Consider the following 18,378-nt stretch of genomic DNA (forward strand, 5'->3'; position numbering starts at 1 on the left):
ATCAGCTAAACAAGTATACTATGTTCCTGACTGCTTGACTAGTCATGCGCTTTCCCAGAAATTCCGGTCAAAATCAGGTTCGCCGTTTCCTCGACTGCTTTATTCGTCACGTCGATGACTTGGCAACCGATTCGTTCGTATAAATTCCGTGCGTATTCGAGTTCCCGGTTGATTCGGTCCATCTGCGCGTATGCTGCTTCTGGTTTGAGTCCTAATGAACGCAGGCGTTCCATTCGGATGTCGATCAACTTTTCCGGTGAGATGAGCAATCCAAAACATTTTTCTTTTGGAATATCGAATAGCTCTGTCGGCGGGATCGATTCAGGTACGAGTGGTACGTTCGCTACTTTATATCGCTTCAAAGCCAGATACTGCGAAAGTGGTGTCTTTGATGTACGCGACACCCCGATCAAGACGATATCCGCACGTTTAATTCCTTTTGGATCACGTCCATCGTCATACTTGACAGCAAATTCAACCGCTTCGATTTTTCGGAAATACTCCTCATCTAAGCGATAGATTAATCCTGGCTCTTCCTTCGGTTGCATCTGTAAGCGATCTTCCATCGTGTCAAGCAATGGACCAAGTAGATCAATCGCTTTTACACCGTGGGCGCGAGCTGTGTCTGCAAGCAAACGACGATGGGTCGCATGAACGATCGTAAAAGCAATCGTCGCTTGTTCTTCTTTCGCATGAAGAACCAAGTCATAAATGACTTGGTCATCATCGACGAACGGAATGCGGACCGTTTCGATGGCTTGTTCCGGGAATTGGATTGCAGCTGCGCGGACGACGAGTTCACACGTCTCTCCGACAGAGTCACTCACGACATAAATCCGTTGACGCATCAGGAACCCTCCTTAAATTTCTTCATCACGTGCTAAAGCGACCAACACTTTCGTCATGTTCGTCTTTGTCATTCGACCCACGACTTTCAAGACGCCGTTCTCCTCTTCGACGACTGGCATTGAATCAATCTGCTTTTCGATCAGTTTCATACCGGCACCAATCAACGTCTCCGATTTTTCACAGACCGTCAAATTCGGCATCCGTGTCATGATGATATTGACCGGTAACGAGTCTAATTCTTGATTACCGATTGCCGCACGTAGAAAATCCTTACGTGACAACACACCGACCAACGCATGGTCCTTACTGACGACGAACAGCGAACCTACATCTTCCAGGAATAAGTGAACGATCGCATCGTATACGGTCATCCCTTCATGAATGACCTTTGCCGACGACATGAATTCGCCGACGGTCAAGGTGTCGAGTTTCTCATGAAGCATGGACGCATTTTTCTTTCCAACGTACATATAGCCGACACGTGGACGCGCTTCTAGCATGCCGGTCATCGTTAAAATCGACAAATCGGGCCGTAACGTCGCCCGTGTCAAGGAGAGTGCAGAAGCAATCTGCTCTCCCGTGATCGGACCGTTCTCTTTGACGATTTGGAGTATCTTTTTTTGCCGTTCATTTAACTTCATCGGCTCATCCGTCCTTTTTCTTTACGCTAAAGTAAGTGCATTGAACCGGGCGACTGATTCGATGGCTTGCGCAAATCGTTTCATTTCGCTAAGACGGTTCGTGCGGACTGTTTCGTCGTCCGTCATGATCATCGTACCGTCAAAGTATGCTGTGATCGACGGAACGGTTGCCTCAAGTGCCTCAAGCGCTCGTTCATAATCAAGTGACGCGATCGCTTGATCGACCTCTGGTAAGGTCTTCTCAATCGCCTCATGTAACGCGCGTTCCGCATCATTTTCAAAGAGCGCTGGATTAACAGTTGTGACGTCTTCTGCTTTTTTCGAGATGTTTAAGACACGACTGAGTTGTTCGACTGTTTTCTTGAACGATTCTTTTTTCGTCGCACTTTCAAGCATCGCAGCACGCTGCTCATTCGCTTCGACTGTCAACGTATGATCAAGAGCGGCTTCGACGACATCATGACGGAAGTTCATTTCCGATAGACGGTATTTCAAGCGTTGTGCAAAGAAGTCTTGTAATGCAGCTTGAACTTCTTCGGCATCCTTCGCATAAAGACCTGCTGCCACCTGTTCTGAAACGACGAAGGCAATCAATTCAGTCAATGTCAGATTCAACTTGCGATCTGATAAAATCTGAACAATCCCTTGTGCTTGACGACGCAATGCATACGGATCCGCTGATCCACTCGGAATCATACCGACACCAAAGAATCCAGCGACGCTATCCATCTTATCGAGAATCGCATAGAGTGTTCCTGTCGGTGTCTCCGGACTTGCATCACCCGCGAAGCGTGGCATGTAATGTTCACGAATCGCAGCCGCGACTTCCGGATCCTCATTCTTCATGTTCGCATAACGCTCACCCATCAGACCTTGTAATTCTGTGAATTCATAGACCATTTGACTGACGAGGTCGAATTTATAGATCTGTCCTGCACGTTCGACACGTGTTTTGTCTGCACCGACACGATCGGCAAGTGCGAGTGCCATCTGACGAACGCGACGGACTTTTTCGCCTGTCGTTCCTAATTTTTCATGGAAGACGATTTTATCAAGACGTTTCGCCTGTTCATCGATATCTGCTTTTTTATCTTCTTCATAGAAGAACTGCGCATCTGCTAAACGGGCACGGATGACTTTTTCGTTTCCGCGTGCGACGTTTTCAAGATGTGTTGCGTTTCCGTTTCGTACCGTCACGAAATAGTGGAGCAACGCCCCGTCACGTTTGACCGGGAAGTAACGTTGGTGTTCCTTCATCGTCGTGATCAAGACTTCTTCTGGTAACTCAAGATACGCTTCATCAAATGCACCGAACAAGGCTGTCGGATACTCGACGAGGTTCGTGACTTCTTCAAGTAAAGACGCATCAATCGGCACTTCGAATTGTTCGCGTGCCGCAAGCGCTGCGATTTGTTCTTCGATCAATTGACGACGTGCTTCATAACTGACGATGACGTTTTCTCCTGCGAGCGCTTCAACATAAGCGTTCGGACGCAGGATCGTGATGTCCTGCCCGAGGAAACGATGTCCACGTGATGTCCGACCTGTTTCGACGGATGCGACTTCAAACGGGATGACTTGATCGTCAAGCAGGGCAATCAACCAACGAATCGGGCGCATGTAACGCAATGATTGTGTGCTCCAACGCATGTTTTTCGGGAATGTCATCGCTTCGACGACTTGTTTTAGTCCAGGAAGTAGATCAGCTGTCGCTTGTCCGACTTCCTTACGTGTCGCATAAAGGTATTCGACTCCTTTTTCTTCTCCAAGGAAGAGATCGTCCGTCGTTAACCCTTTACCACGCGCGAATCCTTCGGCTGCTTTCGTCCAGTTACCGTCTTCATCCATCGCGATTCGTTTTGCTGGTCCTTTTAATGTCTCTTCGAGGTCGCTTTGACGTGCTGCGAGACCTTTGACGTAAACTGCAAGACGGCGTGGTGTCGAGAAGGATTCGACGCTCGCGAACTCGATCCGTGCTTCTTCAAGAAAACGCGTCACGCGCTCCTTGAGTTGTGTTTCGGATTGAAGAACGAATCGAGCCGGCATCTCTTCTAAACCGATTTCAAGTAATAATTCATGCATGTGACTCACCTGCTTTCGACTTGATCAATGGGAAGCCAAGACGTTCCCGTTCTTCGATGAAACTTTGCGCACAACGACGCGACATGTTCCGGACACGATGGATGAATCCTGTGCGTTCCGTGACGGAAATCGCCCCTTTCGCGTCGAGAAGGTTAAAGGTATGTGAACATTTCAAGATGTAATCATACGCTGGGAAGACGAGGTTCTCGTCCAAGGCACGATTCGCTTCTTTTTCATATTGATCGAACAACGTGAAAAGTAATGCGACATCTGACGTTTCAAACGTATACTTCGAATGTTCGAACTCCGGTTGATAGAAGATATCACCGTATTTGAAGCCATCTGTCCAAACGAGATCAAAGACACTCTCGACGTCTTGGATGTACGACGCGAGACGCTCGATTCCGTACGTGATCTCTACTGCGATCGGATTACACTCGATTCCACCGACTTGTTGGAAGTACGTGAATTGTGTGATTTCCATCCCGTTCAGCCATACTTCCCAGCCGAGACCTGCAGCACCGAACGTCGGGTTCTCCCAGTTATCCTCTACGAAACGAATATCATGTTCGAGTGGGTTGATACCAAGCAACTCGAGACTTTGTAAGTACAATTCCTGAATGTTGTCAGGTGATGGTTTCATGATGACTTGGAATTGATGGTGTTGATACAGACGGTTCGGGTTTTCCCCGTAACGACCGTCAGCCGGACGGCGTGATGGTTCTGTATAACAAACGTTCCATGGTTCTGGTCCGAGACTCCGTAAGAACGTCATCGGATTCATCGTACCGGCTCCTTTTTCTACGTCGTATGCTTGCATCGTCAAGCAGCCTTGTTCTGCCCAAAATTTTTGTAATGTCAAGATCATGTCTTGTACTGTCATCTTCACGACTTTCACCTCCGAAATGATTAAGGAACGCAAAAAACGCCCCTATGTACAACAATCGTTGCACATAGGGACGAGACGAGCCCGCGGTTCCACCCTACTTGCATGCATCGCATGCCACTCTTTTTGACAAAGAACACTCCGAAACGCCATTCGCGCCACTCTCACTCCCAGCTCACACCACCCTGGAATCGCTTGATTGAGAAAAAGACGGTACTCCTTTTCGTCATCGTGTTCATTTAGTTGCTTCTACCGCATTTATTCTACCGAACCCGCTTGTTGCTGTCAATCGTTGCCGAAATCAATCAACTGGTCGAGGACACGTTTTGAACGTAGACGTAACCCGCTGTAGCGTTCCATATAAGCATCCATGATTTGACGTAGTAGACGCTTCGTTTCCGGCTTCACCGTCACGGTCCCGATCCGCGAGAAATCATAGACAGAAAACACATAGAGCATCTTCGCGACTGCCTCTGACATAAAGACAGCATGTTCATCCTCATGGCGATGCCGGCGACAGAGTAGACCACCGTGGTGTAACGAAAAAGCAAACGGTGCTTCAGCACTCCCGCAAATCGTACAGCCATTCAAGTGCGGCGCAATCCCTAGATGACGCAACAGGCGCAACTCGATGATGAAAGAGACGACGTCGGGATCCAGTCCTTCATCCATCGCCTCCAGTCCTTCGACGAACAAATCATAGAGTGCCGGTTGCGGCACTCGTTCATCAAGCGCTTTATCTGCCAGCTCCAGTAGATACATCGCATACGCCATCAAGACGACATCTTGCCGGATATGCGCGTGGCTCGTGATGACGTCTGCTGATTTCAACTGACCGAGACCACGTGACCGTGGATAGATATAGACGGCTCGAACGAAAGGCTGGCTTGCCGCGTTGAAACGACTACCCGGCTTCTTCGCTCCTCGCGCCATGACGGCGAGCTTGCCGTATTCACGTGTCAGTAGCGTGACGATCTTATTCGATTCACCGTATACGACCGTTCGTAGTACAAGCCCTTCCGCCTTATCGATCATCGCTTAATACTCGTCATCGCGGAAGCCAAGTTCACGCAATTGACCGGCCTTGTTACGCCAATCCTTTTGGACTTTGACCCACAAGTTCAGGTAAACTTTCGTTCCGAGTAACATCTCGATGTCCGTTCGTGCTTCAGAGCCGATTTCTTTTAGAAGTGCTCCGCGTTTACCGATGATGATTCCTTTTTGGGAATCGCGCTCGATCAAGATCGTCGCATGGACATCGACCATGTTTCCATTCTCACGCGTCTTGATTTGATCAATCGCGACTGCGATCGAGTGTGGTACTTCATCGCGTGTCTTCTGCAAGACTTTCTCACGGATCATCTCTGAGATGATGAAACGCTCCGGGTGGTCAGTGACTTGATCCGCCGGGTAATACATTGGTCCTTCCGGTAAGATCTTCGCGATTTCTTCAAGTAACGGTCCGACGTTGTTACCTTGAAGCGCAGAGATCGGAACGACTGCCGCAAACTCGAGCTCATTTTTATATGACTCGATGATTGGCGGAATATCATTCGGATGAATCAAATCGACCTTATTCATGACGAGAATGATCGGTGTATCGAGTTCCTTCAATTTTTCAATGATGAAATCGTCACCTTTTCCTTTTGGTTCTGTCACGTTGACCATGAACAAAATCGCATCAACTTCACGCAATGCGTTCGTTGCGACCTTCATCATGAAGTCACCGAGTTTATGTTTTGGTTTATGAATCCCTGGTGTATCGATGAAAATCGTCTGAACGTCTTCTGTCGTATAGACACCTTGGATCTTATTTCGCGTCGTTTGTGGCTTATCAGACATGATGGCAATCTTTTGTCCGATGACACGGTTGAGGAATGTCGATTTTCCGACGTTCGGGCGTCCGATGATCGAGACAAAGCCCGATTTGAATCCTTCTTTAAACATGTAAATCCCCTTTCGTGAATGCTCCTGGTAAGAGGGCGCCCACTGTTGTTTCTGTGACATCCCCTTTAAGGTTCGTCAAATAGATTGGCATATCTGCGTCACACATCTCTGATAGCACTTGGCGGCATTGTCCACATGGTGCGACCGGTCCTTCTGTGTCCGCAACGACAGCCATCGCTGCATACTCGCGCGCATCCTGTGCCCACGCAGAGAAGATTGCTGTCCGTTCTGCACAATTACAAAGACCATATGCAGCGTTTTCAATATTGCAACCATGGAAGACTTGTCCGTCTTTTGTTAGTAGAGCAGCACCGACTTGGAATTTCGAATATGGAACATACGCTTTTTCGCGTGCACGTTTAGCTTGTTCGAGTAATTGTTCTGTTTTCATGTGAGTATCCCCTTCTTAGGAACGGTATTGGCCAAAAAGGCCGGATTCTTATTGTACCAAATATGGGATGAAGATGCATAGTGCAATTGCAATAGATGTAAGCGCCAACACAAGAACAGCTCCACTTGCAATATCCTTGACTGCTTTTGCCAGTGGATGCCATTCCTGCGTCACGAGATCAACGACGCGCTCAAACGCTGTATTGAACATCTCGGCACTGATAACGATCCCGACCGTCAAGAAGAGGATTGCTCGCTCGACAGACGTCAAGGGTAATAGAAAGGCGACAAGCAACACGATGGCACCAACTGTCACGTGAACTTTCATATGCCGTTCTTCTCGAATCGATTGGCGCAATCCGTTCATGGCATGTCGAAAGGGTTGCCACCAGCTTTTCACAATGTGCCCCGATATAACTCGAAGTGATGCAGGATTTCCTCCTGTCGCTTCGTCATGACTTCCTCATCTGCTTTTTCAATGTGATCGTATCCGAGTAAATGGAGAAAACCATGGACAGCGAGGAAACCGAGCTCTCGCTCAAAATGATTGCCATACTCTGCCGCTTGTTCACGGCATCGTTCCACGGAAATGATCAAATCGCCAAGGACGATTGGTTCATCTTCGAGCAATCCGAAATCGATTTCATCTTCTCCGAGTTCTTCCATCGCAAAGGAAATGACGTCTGTCGCCTGATCCTTTCCACGCCATTCACGATTGATTTCTTGAATCTCATCGTTTGAGACGAAAGTCACGGACAACTCACTATTTGAATCGACTTCTTCTTGTTCTGCCGTGTAAATCAAAATCGATTCGACAAGCTGTCGTTGTTCTTCCGTTAGACGATTGTTTTCGTCTGTCATATAAATATTCATGTCGTTGCCTCTTTCTTTAATTCTGGATACTCGATTCGTTCATGGAACAAACCGGATAAAGTATGACACGCACTTTCACCGACGCGATAAATCTCACGTGTCGTAATGTCACATTCCGCAAATTGGTCATCCATCATCTTTTCACGAATGATTTTCGCGACTAAGTCCCGAATTCCTTCTTCTGAAGGAGCTTTCATCGAACGAACGGCCGCTTCAATCGAGTCAACGATCATGATGACCGCCGCTTCACGAGTTTGTGGTTTCGGACCTGTGTAACGGAACGTCTCTTCGTCGACCTCACCTTGTTCTGCTGCTTTGACATAAAAATAGCGAAGCAGAGAGGTTCCATGATGCTGACGGCAAATATCGATGATCGCCGCAGGAAGTTTTGCGTCTTCGAGTAATTCAACGCCATCCTCGGTATGTGCCAAGATGACACGTGCCGACTCTTCCGGTGTCAATCGATCATGGGGATTACGTCCATGCTGGTTTTCAATGAAATAAAGTGGCCGTCGCGTTTTCCCTAAATCATGATAGTAGGCTCCGACTCGTGCAAGCAATCCATCTGCTCCGATTGCTTCACAGGCTGTTTCTGCTAGGTTCGCGACCATCATACTATGATGGTACGTTCCCGGTGCTTCAACTAATAGTTTTTTGAGTAACGGATGCGTCGGGTTCAACAGTTCGAGTAGGCGGGTCGGTGCTAAAATACCGAATGTCATCTCAAGAAACGGCAATAGTCCAATTGCTAGGACGGCACTCAAGATACCACTCGCAATCGCAAAACCGATTAAAATCAGCGTTTCGCGCAGTTCGAACGTACCACTTCGTAACAGAACGAATGCTAAGAAAATCGCGATGTTTGCTCCGGCAATCGAAATACTGCTCATGAAAATACGACGACGCGACAAACTAGATTGTAGGAAAAATGTTGCGACTAACCCACCGACCAATAAATAGATCGCGATATTGAAGCTGAAGTTTTGATTGGCACTATAGAAGAACGTTCCGGCAAGAGCCGTAAACAGAGAACTCGATAATGCAATCCGTTCGTTCAATAAATTGCGCAGGACAAGCGCAGCAAAAGCGGTCGGTGTGAGTAAGTAAAGTGCAGGATTGATGTCGTCTGCTAAGAACGCCATACCATACATGACGAGTAATTGTAGACTGACGACGAGATAGACAAGACCGAATAAACGAATCCGCCCCATTTGAGCGTATCGTAGTTTCGAACGATGAATGAATCCAAATAAAAAGGCAGTCATCAACGCACTGACAAGCATCGCACCGAGTAACGGTTTCAACGACTGTCGATCAGAAATCAAACCGACCAGTTGTAGCTGACGATAGGCATCTTGTGAAATCACTTCGCCTCGTTTGACGATCACTTCACCTTCTGAAATGATAACCGGTTCGACTTTATCACTCGTCTGCTTACGAAGCTGTTCCGTCTTTTCCGGATCATAGACGTAATTCGTTACGATCAGTTGATCGGTCAGCGCTTTAGCGACTGCTTTTAATGAGAAAGAGAGCGGCGAACGTTCGATATCCGTCCGCGCATTCTCACGTGCTTCTGCTACTTCACCACCATCGGACGAGATACGTTGACGCATCGCTTCTTCAATCGCTGTAATGACGACGTCACGTGTCGTATTCCGCAGTGCTGTCGTCGACGTCACAAGCAAGCGTAACTCATCATCCTTCAACAGTGTCGCCGCCTCCGTTCCACGCAGACGCTGTTTGATTTTACCGATCTCATTTGCTTTTTTAATACCGGATAAACTAGCAAAAAGTTGTTCCACTTTATCAATTTGCTGTGCTGCATACTCTTGTTTGATCGTATACTGACTCTCGATTGCAGCAACCGAATTTTCCTTGATTTGATTTGTTGCGACCCGGTCCTCCATCGTCAAGGGTGACCGGATATCTTCTTCTGCAATTGAGAATGGTTCTGCGGACAAGGCTTCTGGTCGAACGCTGACATACATCATCGTCGATACGATGAGATAGAATACTACTGTCAAAAGACCAACCCAGACCCCAACCTTGCGCATATCATCTCCCCCTTTTCCCTCTTTTTCCGTAACGGCTTAGGTCAAATCCTGACTATAAGCATCAACGATTTTCCGGACAAGTGGGTGACGTACGACATCAGCTGAGCCAAAGTGCTCAAAATGAATCCCTTTGACATTACCGAGCAAATGTAACGCTTCTTGTAGACCAGACGTTTTTCCACGCGGAAGATCGACTTGTGTTAAATCGCCCGTAACAATCATCTTCGAATGGAATCCGAGACGCGTCAGGAACATCTTCATTTGTTCCCGTGTCGTATTTTGCGCTTCATCGAGAATGACAAAAGCATGTTCAAGCGTCCGTCCTCGCATGTAAGCAAGCGGTGCGATTTCGATGACACCACGTTCAAGCAGACGAGCCGTATGCTCGACACCAAGCACGTCATGTAGCGCATCGTAAAGAGGACGTAGATAGGGATCGACCTTTTCTTTAAGATCCCCTGGAAGAAATCCTAGATTTTCTCCTGCTTCTACTGCCGGACGCGTCAGGACGAGTCGTTTGACGTGACCTTCTTTTAACGCTTTTGCCGCCATCACGACAGCAAGATATGTTTTTCCGGTTCCCGCTGGCCCAATACCGAATGTCAAATCACAGCGGTCGATTCCCCGAACGTAACGTGCTTGACCGAGTGTCTTTGCACGAAGTGGTTTTCCTTTATGATTCGTATGAATGACCGTATCGTAAAGTTCTAGCAGTTCATCCACACGATCTTGACGTGCAAGTTGAATGGCGCTCGTCGCGTCACGTTCCGTTAAAACAGCTCCGCGATTTACAAGTTGTTTCAAGACGCCTACGACCTGTCCTGCTAAGATCACAGACTGCTCCTGTTCGGATTGTGCCAACAGCTCATCTCCTCGATGGGTCAGCTGAACGTCAAGTTCTGCTTCCATCGTACGTAAGACTGCATCATTCGGACCGACGAATGCTTGAATCTGTTCTGAATTCGAAAATGCAAATGGGATTCTTTCGTTGAATATCACGTTGTGAATGGCCTCCTAGTCATGGATAACAAGTTGTCATCGCTTCATATCTAATCTCTTCCACTTTAGCACTTCCGCCGAAAAGATGGAAAGAAAAACCCGTTCCCACCTTTTAGGAAATAAAAAGAGTCGATCCTACGCGTTTCGTAGGATCGACTCACTAGACAAATATTAGCGTTTGCGCTTGGAAACAGGTGCACCAAGAACTTCACTCCAAACGATGGCACGTCGCATTTCATCTTGTGAAATCGTCGTTGCTGATGCTGAACGACTAGACGATCCAATGGCACCATCTGCTACGCTATCTTTGATTTCGCCAATCGTCGATGAGGACATCCCTTTTTTCGAATGTTGCTTTTGACGTTGGTCCAAACGTTGTTGCAATTCCGTTCGTTCATGAACGGGTCGCGCTTTCGTTTGCGTTACCCCCGGTTGTTTCTTCGTGGGTGCTTTTTTACGAACGACAGGTGGAGGTACCGTCTCTTGTCGCATCGTATCGACCTGTTCGGTCATTTGCTTCACATATTCACCGAACTCCTTTGAAGGAGTTCGGTTCGTCTGCTTCGGTTTTTTATCTGCTGCTTTTGAGATGACGGAGATGACACCGAATGCGATCATCAATCCGACCCATATGATATCCATACCGTCTCACCCTTTATTGTGAGTCATTTGGTGATGATTGCCCACCGATTGCTTGGCGCATTTTCGTATCTGCTGTCACGTTCAAGTAGTTCGCATAATCCATGACGCCAAAGTTACCGTCACGCATCGCTTCAGCGATAGCAAGCGGCACTTCCGCTTCAGCAGCGACAACCTTCGCACGCATCTCTTCAACACGTGATTTCATCTCTTGTTCACTTGCGATCGCCATTGCGCGACGTTCTTCGGCTTTCGCTTGCGCAATGTTCTTATCTGCTTCTGCTTGATCCGTCTGCAGAACCGCACCGATATTCTTACCGATATCAATATCTGCAATATCAATCGAGAGAATCTCGAACGCCGTACCCGAATCGAGTCCTTTTGCAAGAACCGTCCGTGAGATCATCTCTGGATTCTCAAGTACTTCTTTTTGGTCATTACACGAACCAATGGTTGAGATGACACCCTCACCAACACGTGCGATGACCGTTTCTTCCCCAGCACCACCGACGAGACGATCGATGTTCGCACGTACCGTGATCCGGGCTTTCGCTTTCACTTCAATCCCGTTCATCGCCACACCGGCAATGAATGGTGTTTCGATGACTTTCGGGTTAACCGACATTTGAACAGCTTCCAAAACGTTACGACCAGCAAGATCAATCGCCGCTGCGCGTTCGAAGCTCAACTCGATATTCGCACGGTGTGCTGCAATCAAGGCATTGACGACGCGGTCAACGTTACCACCAGCAAGGAAGTGACTTTCCAGTTGGTTCGTATTCAAGTTCAATCCCGCTTTAACCGCCTTGATCAACGGATTGACGATCTTAGACGGTGTTACTCGACGAAGACGCATCCCGACTAATGTAAAGATCGATACGCGTACTCCCGCTGCGAGCGAGCTAATCCAAAGTGGAATCGGAACGAGCGTGAAGAAGATGGCGAGGAAAATTAAAATTCCTCCGGATATGAGTAATACAGTCAATAATTCAGGTGTCATGTGTGGGACTCCTCCTTCGTATGTTGGACTCTAACAATGACGCGTCCATGCGTCACTTCTTTTACGACGATCGTTTCCCCCGCTTGAATGAAGGTCCCTTCCGTAACCGCATCGATTCGATTTCCGTCGATTTCAATTGTTCCTGACGGACGGAGAGGTGTCAGACTAACTCCTTCTTGTCCTAACAATTGCACTTTGTCTTGATGAGAAAGATAGCCTTTTTCAGACGATGTGGAATCTGTCAAAATCAAACCTCTCCATAATAAGGATTGATTCGATTTAATTCTGCGATATGCCCAGTATCCGGCCGCAAGTGATAGAAATACAGCAAGTCCAACCGCTATGCCTACTTGACCAACTGTAGCACCTGCCATGATCAGACTAGCAAGGACAGCGCCGATTCCGAGGACTCCAAAGATTCCGAACCCTGTGACGAATATTTCGACCAGTAACATGAGGACCCCGATCATGAAGACCGCCAAAATCATCCCTAAGCTAAACGTCATGCGTACGTTCACCCCTTTTCATTCGTGTCAGAAGCTGCTTCTTTTGCACTTTGATTCGTTACTATAATTATATACGCTTTCAAAACAAAAAGGTTTCATGACTATTCTGAATTCATCAAGAAACTTTTAATTGTGACAGGAACGACAAAAAAGGTGCCCCGAAGGACACCTTTTCGATGTATTAAGCGAGCCGTTGTTTGACGAGTCGATTAATTAATGCACCGTCTGCCTTGCCTTTAAGCTGTGGCATGACGATACCCATTACTTTCCCCATATCTGAAGGAGCAGAGGCGCCCGTCTGCGCAATAGCTGCGTCGACGATTTCCTGTACTTCTTCCTCGGAAAGCTGTTTTGGCATATAAGCTTCGAGCACGACAATCTCTGCTTGAATTTTCTCGACGAGATCGTGACGACCAGCGCTTTCGAATTCTCGGAGGGAGTCGTTGCGCTGCTTCATTTCACGTGAAAGAATCGTTAATTCTTCCTCGTCCGTCAATTCTTGCTTACCGAGTTTGATCGTTTCATTTTGCAGCGATGATTTCACCATCCGAATCGTCGTAAGACGATCTTTTTCACGTAGACGCATGGCTTCTTTCATATCCGCTGTCAAACGCTCCTGAAGACTCATGAGGATACACCCTCTCTAACGTTAGAACTTCTTACGCTTACGCGCAGCCTCCGATTTAAGCTTACGTTTTACACTTGGCTTTTCGTAGTGTTTACGTTTACGAACTTCTGCAAGCGTACCATCTTTTGAAACACCACGTTTGAAGCGACGAAGTGCGTCTTCAAGTGATTCATTTTTACGTACACGAGTTTCCACTAGTTTTCCCTCCCTCCGATATTACCGACTAAAGGAAACGTGTCAGACACGTCATACAACATTATAGTAGGAATATACAATTTGGTCAACAGTTGATTCTAGCGACTTTTCTATACCCTACGCTGTTCCTTTTTGTTCTTTTCTATCCTCTCATGGTTGCATCCGTTTGACAACAAAATCTAGTCATTCCTGTATCAAAATCCAGAAACTTTTTTGTAAGCGTTATCATGTATTTTTTAAAATGTTTTGTCAAAATGGGTGATGATGTGTCAAAATATAGACAATTATCAAATAAAGGAGTGTGACATCACTTATGAAAGAAGCAAAGCGCATCATCTGGGGATTGATTCTCGGGGTGATCCTCGGAATCATTCTTGCAACCTTACCGGATAAGTCGATTTATGAGGGATTGAATAAATATGCTTTACAGCCCATCGGGACAATCTTCCTGAACCTGATTAAGATGCTCGTCGTACCGATCGTTTTCTTCTCGATCACTCTCGGTGTCATGGGGCTCGGGAATCCAAAAGAGCTTGGTCGTGTCGGCGGAAAGGCAATCGGCTACTTCATGACGACGACGGCTGTCGCGATTGTCATTGCTCTCGGTTTGTCATTACTGATTAAACCGGGTACTCTCGGAAGCTTCTCTACAAATAACCTTGAATACGATAGTGGAAGTCTTCCCGATACGAGTTTGATCAACACAATCGTCGGTATGTTCCCGACGAACCCGATCACCTCGATGGCAGAAGGCAACATGTTGCAAATCATCGTCTTCAGTGTGTTCGTCGGTTTTGGAATCACATTCCTCGGTAAAAAAGTCTCGACGTTACGGACATTCGTCGAACAAGGAAACGAATTGATGACGTACCTCATCACACTCGTCATGAAGATGGCTCCGCTTGGAGCGTTTGCTTTGATCGCATCAGCAGTCGGTTCACAAGGTTGGGAATCGTTAAAAGCAATGTTCTTCTATATGCTCGTCGTTGTTCTAGCGTTAGTCGTTCATTCTTTATTCACATACGGTTCGACTGTTTCGTTACTCGGGAAGATGAACCCGTTCTTCTTCTTTAAGAAGTTCGCACCTGTCATGTTGTTTGCTTTCTCGACGTCTTCATCGAACGCAACACTTCCTGTCGCGATGCAAACGGCTCAAAAAGAGTTGAAGGTTCCGCGTTCCGTCTCAAGTTTCGTCCAACCTCTTGGTGCGACGATCAATATGGATGGAACAGCAATCATGCAAGGTGTCGCGACTGTCTTCATCGCGCAAGTCTACGCTGTAGATTTGACGCCAGGTCAACTTGCGACTGTCGTCCTGACAGCTGTTCTTGCCTCAGTCGGTACAGCCGGTGTACCGGGTGTCGGTCTCGTCATGTTGACGATGGTTCTTCAATCGGTCAATCTACCGGTCGAAGGGATCGCTTTAATCATCGGTGTCGATCGTCTTCTTGATATGATGCGGACAGCCGTCAACATCACTGGTGACGCAGCATGTGCCGTCATCGTCTCGAAATCGGAAGAAGGTAATCTGAAAGAAGAAGAGAACGAAGAAACGGATGAGCGTTACGCTTGATTGCACGTTTCTCGACTGACGAAAAGGACGTTCCGCCAACTGCGGAACGTCCTTTTTTATCTGTTCACTTATTTCGATAAGACGAATGAGCTAAGTCCTTCGACACGAACCGTACCTGATACTTTACGGATTGCTTTGGTTCCTGCTTGTTTACCGTCTACAAGCAACTTCCATTTCCCTGTCGGTAACTTCATATCGACTGCTGTCCGATTCGCATTATGAATGACGTAGAGATCATCCTTTTGTTGTGGCGCAGCATCATCTAATCGATAAGCGATGACTTGTGCCGGTGCTGTTTCAAACGTCAGGTAACGACGAATGTCTTTTGCTGTTGCTAAATGAAGTACTGGATTCTTTTTACGTAACTCGATCAATCCTGTCATATAATCAACGTCTTGTTGACGGTCCATCTTCCGTTTCCAGTCGAGCTGGTTGACAGAATCCGGTGATTTATACGAGTTATGGTCTCCGCCCTTCGTCCGCATGAAGTCCTGCCCCGCATGGATGAACGTCGTTCCTTGTGACGTCAACAAGATACTTGAAGCCAAACGATGCATCTTTGTCTTCGTTGCGTCATTGTCTTGTGGATTCGTCAGGTTTAACTTATCCCAAAGCGTATGGTTATCATGGGCTTCAACGTAAGTGATGGCTTGATCTGGTTCTTGCGTAAATCCTTGAATCTCTTTGTCATAAGCAATCTCTCCGACGATTCCGCGTTTGATGCGCGTTTCAAGACCGGTTGTTCCGTTAATGAAACCAGCATCTGAATCGATGAAGACGCTACCTTTGAGCGCATCGCGTAGATTGTCATTGAAATGTCCGATTCCTGGCATTTGTTTTGTATTCGTTTGGTTGGCCTTATCTGCATCCGGAAGCGGTGTTCCAAGGCTCCACCCTTCTCCGAATACGAGAATCGACGGGTCAATTCGTTTTGTCGCCTGTTTAACAGCATTCATCGTCTTGACGTCGTGAATGCCCATTAAGTCAAAGCGGAATCCGTCCCAGTGGTATTCTTTCGCCCAATATGAGACAGAGTCAACGATCAATTTGTGCATCATTTGACGCTCAGATGCTGTATCGTTTCCGACACCCGTTCCGTTTGCTAAATCGCCGCCTTCTGTATAACGGTAGTAATAACCAGGAACGATTTTATCAAGGTTTGATGCTTTTGCGTCAAACATGTGGTTGTAAACGACATCCATGACAGCACGAAGTCCATTGTCATGTAGCCCTTGAATCATCTGTTTCATTTCTGTGATTCGGACTTTTGGATCATAGGCGTTTGTCGCATACGATCCTTCTGGTGCGTTATAGTTCTTCGGATCATAACCCCAGTTGTACGATTTAAGCGGGTTCGTCTCATCGACGGATGCTGTGTTGAAATCATAGACTGGAATGAACTGAACGTGCGTGATGCCAAGTTCCTTCAGATGATCAAGCCCTGTCTTCGTCTTCGTTTTCTTACCATCCTTCGTCAAACGCGTACCTGGCTCGATGACGCCAAGGTACTTCCCTTTTTGTTTGATGCCTGAATCGTAACCTGAATTCGTCACATCAAACATCGATAAATCACGGACGTGTGATTCATAGATGATCGCGTCTGTCGCATGGCGAAGTGGCATTTTCCCATTCGTCCAGCGTTTTGGATCCGTCTCGCGTAAGTCGACGACGACACCTTGGTCGCCATTGACGGCGACTGCTGTCGCATACGGATCAACAGCACGCGTCGATTCTTTGGCGTGTTTGACTTCGTATGTGTATCCGACACCGTCAAGATCACCCTTGACCGTCACTTGATACACACCACGATCCGTTCGTTCCATCTTGATTTCACGCGTGATATCTTTTGTCGTAGCAGCTTCTTGTTTTGGTAAGCGATACAATTCGAGCTCGACCGCTTGTGCTGTCGGTGCCCAGACTTTAAACGTCGTCTTCGATTTTTGATAGTCGACACCGAGTTTTCCATCGTAGGCATACTTTTGGTCGAATGCTTTCGAACGGAGCACTTTACCTGCTTCAAGAATTGCTTCTCCAAAAACAGGATGAGATGCTCGGACGACTTTTGCTAAATCGATATCTGAAGTGACTTCGACTTTTACCGTTTTGGCATCGATTGCTGACACGACTGGATTCGTCACGCCTTCAAACGTAAATGCCTTTAAGTCTTCTTCCGTCAGCGGTGCATTCGTTTTTAATGTCATCGTCCGGAAGTCATCTGCTAAAAAGCTTGTGATTTTCGGTGTGCGATCAATTTCCGGTTTGCTGTAGTATACCGTCTGATCTCCTTCAATCAACCAGATGTCTTTCGCCCCTGCATAAAAGAAACGATCAGCTCCGTCTTTTTCCGACCATCCTTCAAGATGCGGAATGACGCCTGCAAGACGTGCTTTCGTCGGATTATCGAGTGTTACTTTGGCAACGGCACCAAACTCATCTTGCTTGTCGAACTCGAATCGCTTGCCATCTTGCTCTTCCGGCCAAGACCAGACACCATACTTGTCATAATCATTGTCATACCGGTAATAGTGGATGTTCGTATCGATATTTTCGACATCTGCTCCATTGCTTGGATTGACTGTCGAGATGTTCTTACTTCCCGACTCGATCCAGATTTCAGCAACACCATTTTTAATCATATCTTTCGTGATGAAGCGATCATTTTCAGATCCCCCATCCTTGTTCCAGTTATCATCTCGAACGATGAAGCCGATTTTTTCCGGCTGATCAACTGGAAATTCATAAGCTGCGATTTTCCCGTAAGCATCCTCGCCGTTAAAAGCGTGAGCTTTATTCGGAAAATAATCCGGACCATTTGCCCATAACCACAGATTCCAATCCTTTGTGGCATTTGGGTCTTCCTTGTAGTGAATGATGACCAATGTCGACTTCCCTTTTTCCAGTGCTTGACCGGATAAAGAGAGTCCACTAAATATCAGTGCAAACGTTAGCGCAACGATACAAACGAATCTCATGCGTTTCATACGGTAGCCATCTCCTTTTGGTATGTAATCGTTTTCATTTTGCATCCGTTTACAAGTCCTGTCAAAGCCTATTTCATCGGTTTGATCGAAAATAAGACTTTTGAACCAAGCACTTTTTTTCAAAAAGAGCGATGT

General features: G+C 46.9%; 18 protein-coding genes. 1 reads left to right on the forward strand and 17 read right to left on the reverse strand.

Annotation, left to right across the window (positions count from 1 at the left end):
- Positions 1-38 precede the first annotated feature (38 nt).
- From B3G15_RS03220 to rpsU, 16 genes are all read right to left on the reverse strand, one after another.
- On the reverse strand, positions 39-848 hold the full coding sequence (locus tag B3G15_RS03220; protein WP_029341037.1) for a pyruvate, water dikinase regulatory protein: 810 nt from the start codon (positions 846-848) through the stop codon (positions 39-41).
- Positions 849-860: 12 nt separating this feature from the next.
- Positions 861-1,490, reverse strand: a complete 630-nt coding sequence (locus B3G15_RS03225; RefSeq protein ID WP_035398363.1) for a helix-turn-helix transcriptional regulator — start codon at positions 1,488-1,490, stop codon at positions 861-863.
- Between the two features lie 21 nt (positions 1,491-1,511).
- The gene (glyS, locus tag B3G15_RS03230; protein WP_214857073.1) at positions 1,512-3,572 is read right to left on the reverse strand and encodes a glycine--tRNA ligase subunit beta; all 2,061 of its coding nucleotides are present in this window, start codon (positions 3,570-3,572) and stop codon (positions 1,512-1,514) included.
- A complete protein-coding gene (gene glyQ / locus B3G15_RS03235) occupies positions 3,565-4,455 on the reverse strand; it encodes a glycine--tRNA ligase subunit alpha (protein ID WP_029341034.1) in 891 nt (296 codons plus the stop codon). The genes glyS and glyQ overlap by 8 nt, the downstream gene beginning before the upstream one ends.
- A gap of 288 nt (positions 4,456-4,743) precedes the next feature.
- A complete protein-coding gene (gene recO, locus B3G15_RS03240) occupies positions 4,744-5,493 on the reverse strand; it encodes a DNA repair protein RecO (RefSeq protein WP_023467502.1) in 750 nt (249 codons plus the stop codon).
- 3 nt (positions 5,494-5,496) lie between these two features.
- Positions 5,497-6,405, reverse strand: a complete 909-nt coding sequence (era, locus tag B3G15_RS03245) for a GTPase Era (RefSeq protein ID WP_023467500.1) — start codon at positions 6,403-6,405, stop codon at positions 5,497-5,499.
- Positions 6,398-6,796, reverse strand: coding sequence for a cytidine deaminase (locus B3G15_RS03250; RefSeq protein ID WP_023467498.1), 399 nt, complete (start codon positions 6,794-6,796; stop codon positions 6,398-6,400). The genes era and B3G15_RS03250 overlap by 8 nt, the downstream gene beginning before the upstream one ends.
- A gap of 48 nt (positions 6,797-6,844) precedes the next feature.
- Entirely contained in the window at positions 6,845-7,195 is a 351-nt protein-coding gene (locus tag B3G15_RS03255) for a diacylglycerol kinase (RefSeq protein WP_058265082.1), read from the reverse strand.
- The gene (ybeY, locus tag B3G15_RS03260; RefSeq protein WP_029341033.1) at positions 7,192-7,668 is read right to left on the reverse strand and encodes an rRNA maturation RNase YbeY; all 477 of its coding nucleotides are present in this window, start codon (positions 7,666-7,668) and stop codon (positions 7,192-7,194) included. Before ybeY ends, B3G15_RS03255 begins: the two co-directional genes overlap by 4 nt.
- Complete coding sequence (locus B3G15_RS03265; protein ID WP_290715601.1) at positions 7,665-9,722, reverse strand: HD family phosphohydrolase; 2,058 nt, start codon at positions 9,720-9,722, stop codon at positions 7,665-7,667. The genes ybeY and B3G15_RS03265 overlap by 4 nt, the downstream gene beginning before the upstream one ends.
- 36 nt (positions 9,723-9,758) lie before the next feature.
- The gene (locus tag B3G15_RS03270) at positions 9,759-10,721 is read right to left on the reverse strand and encodes a PhoH family protein (RefSeq protein WP_023467492.1); all 963 of its coding nucleotides are present in this window, start codon (positions 10,719-10,721) and stop codon (positions 9,759-9,761) included.
- A 171-nt stretch (positions 10,722-10,892) separates the two neighbouring features.
- Positions 10,893-11,363 (reverse strand): hypothetical protein, encoded by a 471-nt coding sequence (locus B3G15_RS03275; protein ID WP_064300320.1) that lies wholly within the window; start codon positions 11,361-11,363, stop codon positions 10,893-10,895.
- A 13-nt stretch (positions 11,364-11,376) separates the two neighbouring features.
- Entirely contained in the window at positions 11,377-12,360 is a 984-nt protein-coding gene (gene floA / locus B3G15_RS03280; RefSeq protein WP_023467489.1) for a flotillin-like protein FloA, read from the reverse strand.
- Complete coding sequence (locus B3G15_RS03285) at positions 12,357-12,866, reverse strand: NfeD family protein (RefSeq protein WP_047396392.1); 510 nt, start codon at positions 12,864-12,866, stop codon at positions 12,357-12,359. Before B3G15_RS03285 ends, floA begins: the two co-directional genes overlap by 4 nt.
- 181 nt (positions 12,867-13,047) lie before the next feature.
- Positions 13,048-13,494 (reverse strand): GatB/YqeY domain-containing protein, encoded by a 447-nt coding sequence (locus B3G15_RS03290; RefSeq protein WP_023467485.1) that lies wholly within the window; start codon positions 13,492-13,494, stop codon positions 13,048-13,050.
- Positions 13,495-13,515: 21 nt separating this feature from the next.
- On the reverse strand, positions 13,516-13,689 hold the full coding sequence (gene rpsU / locus B3G15_RS03295; protein WP_012369719.1) for a 30S ribosomal protein S21: 174 nt from the start codon (positions 13,687-13,689) through the stop codon (positions 13,516-13,518).
- A 313-nt stretch (positions 13,690-14,002) separates the two neighbouring features.
- On the opposite strand from rpsU, the gene B3G15_RS03300 reads away from it, so the two are divergent.
- Positions 14,003-15,262 (forward strand): dicarboxylate/amino acid:cation symporter, encoded by a 1,260-nt coding sequence (locus B3G15_RS03300; protein ID WP_064300322.1) that lies wholly within the window; start codon positions 14,003-14,005, stop codon positions 15,260-15,262.
- Positions 15,263-15,330: 68 nt separating this feature from the next.
- On the opposite strand, the gene pulA is transcribed toward B3G15_RS03300, so the two are convergent.
- Complete coding sequence (gene pulA, locus B3G15_RS03305; RefSeq protein WP_290715621.1) at positions 15,331-18,243, reverse strand: type I pullulanase; 2,913 nt, start codon at positions 18,241-18,243, stop codon at positions 15,331-15,333.
- Positions 18,244-18,378 lie beyond the last annotated feature (135 nt).

Origin of the sequence: Exiguobacterium sp. UBA1053 (assembly GCF_002316465.1) — a bacterium.
In the GTDB taxonomy this organism is placed as follows: domain Bacteria; phylum Bacillota; class Bacilli; order Exiguobacteriales; family Exiguobacteriaceae; genus Exiguobacterium_A; species Exiguobacterium_A abrahamii.

Bases quoted from the DNA above. Each gene is read 5' to 3' on its own strand.
- ybeY (WP_029341033.1), bottom strand. From the start codon at position 7,668: ATGAATATTTATATGACAGACGAAAACAATCGTCTAACGGAAGAACAA.
- floA (WP_023467489.1), bottom strand. From the start codon at position 12,360: ATGACACCTGAATTATTGACTGTATTACTCATATCCGGAGGAATTTTA.
- era (WP_023467500.1), bottom strand. From the start codon at position 6,405: ATGTTTAAAGAAGGATTCAAATCGGGCTTTGTCTCGATCATCGGACGC.
- B3G15_RS03285 (WP_047396392.1), bottom strand. From the start codon at position 12,866: ATGACGTTTAGCTTAGGGATGATTTTGGCGGTCTTCATGATCGGGGTC.
- glyQ (WP_029341034.1), bottom strand. From the start codon at position 4,455: ATGACAGTACAAGACATGATCTTGACATTACAAAAATTTTGGGCAGAA.
- pulA (WP_290715621.1), bottom strand. From the start codon at position 18,243: ATGAAACGCATGAGATTCGTTTGTATCGTTGCGCTAACGTTTGCACTG.
- B3G15_RS03225 (WP_035398363.1), bottom strand. From the start codon at position 1,490: ATGAAGTTAAATGAACGGCAAAAAAAGATACTCCAAATCGTCAAAGAG.
- B3G15_RS03220 (WP_029341037.1), bottom strand. From the start codon at position 848: ATGCGTCAACGGATTTATGTCGTGAGTGACTCTGTCGGAGAGACGTGT.
- recO (WP_023467502.1), bottom strand. From the start codon at position 5,493: ATGATCGATAAGGCGGAAGGGCTTGTACTACGAACGGTCGTATACGGT.
- B3G15_RS03275 (WP_064300320.1), bottom strand. From the start codon at position 11,363: ATGGATATCATATGGGTCGGATTGATGATCGCATTCGGTGTCATCTCC.
- glyS (WP_214857073.1), bottom strand. From the start codon at position 3,572: ATGCATGAATTATTACTTGAAATCGGTTTAGAAGAGATGCCGGCTCGA.
- B3G15_RS03290 (WP_023467485.1), bottom strand. From the start codon at position 13,494: ATGAGTCTTCAGGAGCGTTTGACAGCGGATATGAAAGAAGCCATGCGT.
- B3G15_RS03250 (WP_023467498.1), bottom strand. From the start codon at position 6,796: ATGAAAACAGAACAATTACTCGAACAAGCTAAACGTGCACGCGAAAAA.
- B3G15_RS03265 (WP_290715601.1), bottom strand. From the start codon at position 9,722: ATGCGCAAGGTTGGGGTCTGGGTTGGTCTTTTGACAGTAGTATTCTAT.
- B3G15_RS03300 (WP_064300322.1), top strand. From the start codon at position 14,003: ATGAAAGAAGCAAAGCGCATCATCTGGGGATTGATTCTCGGGGTGATC.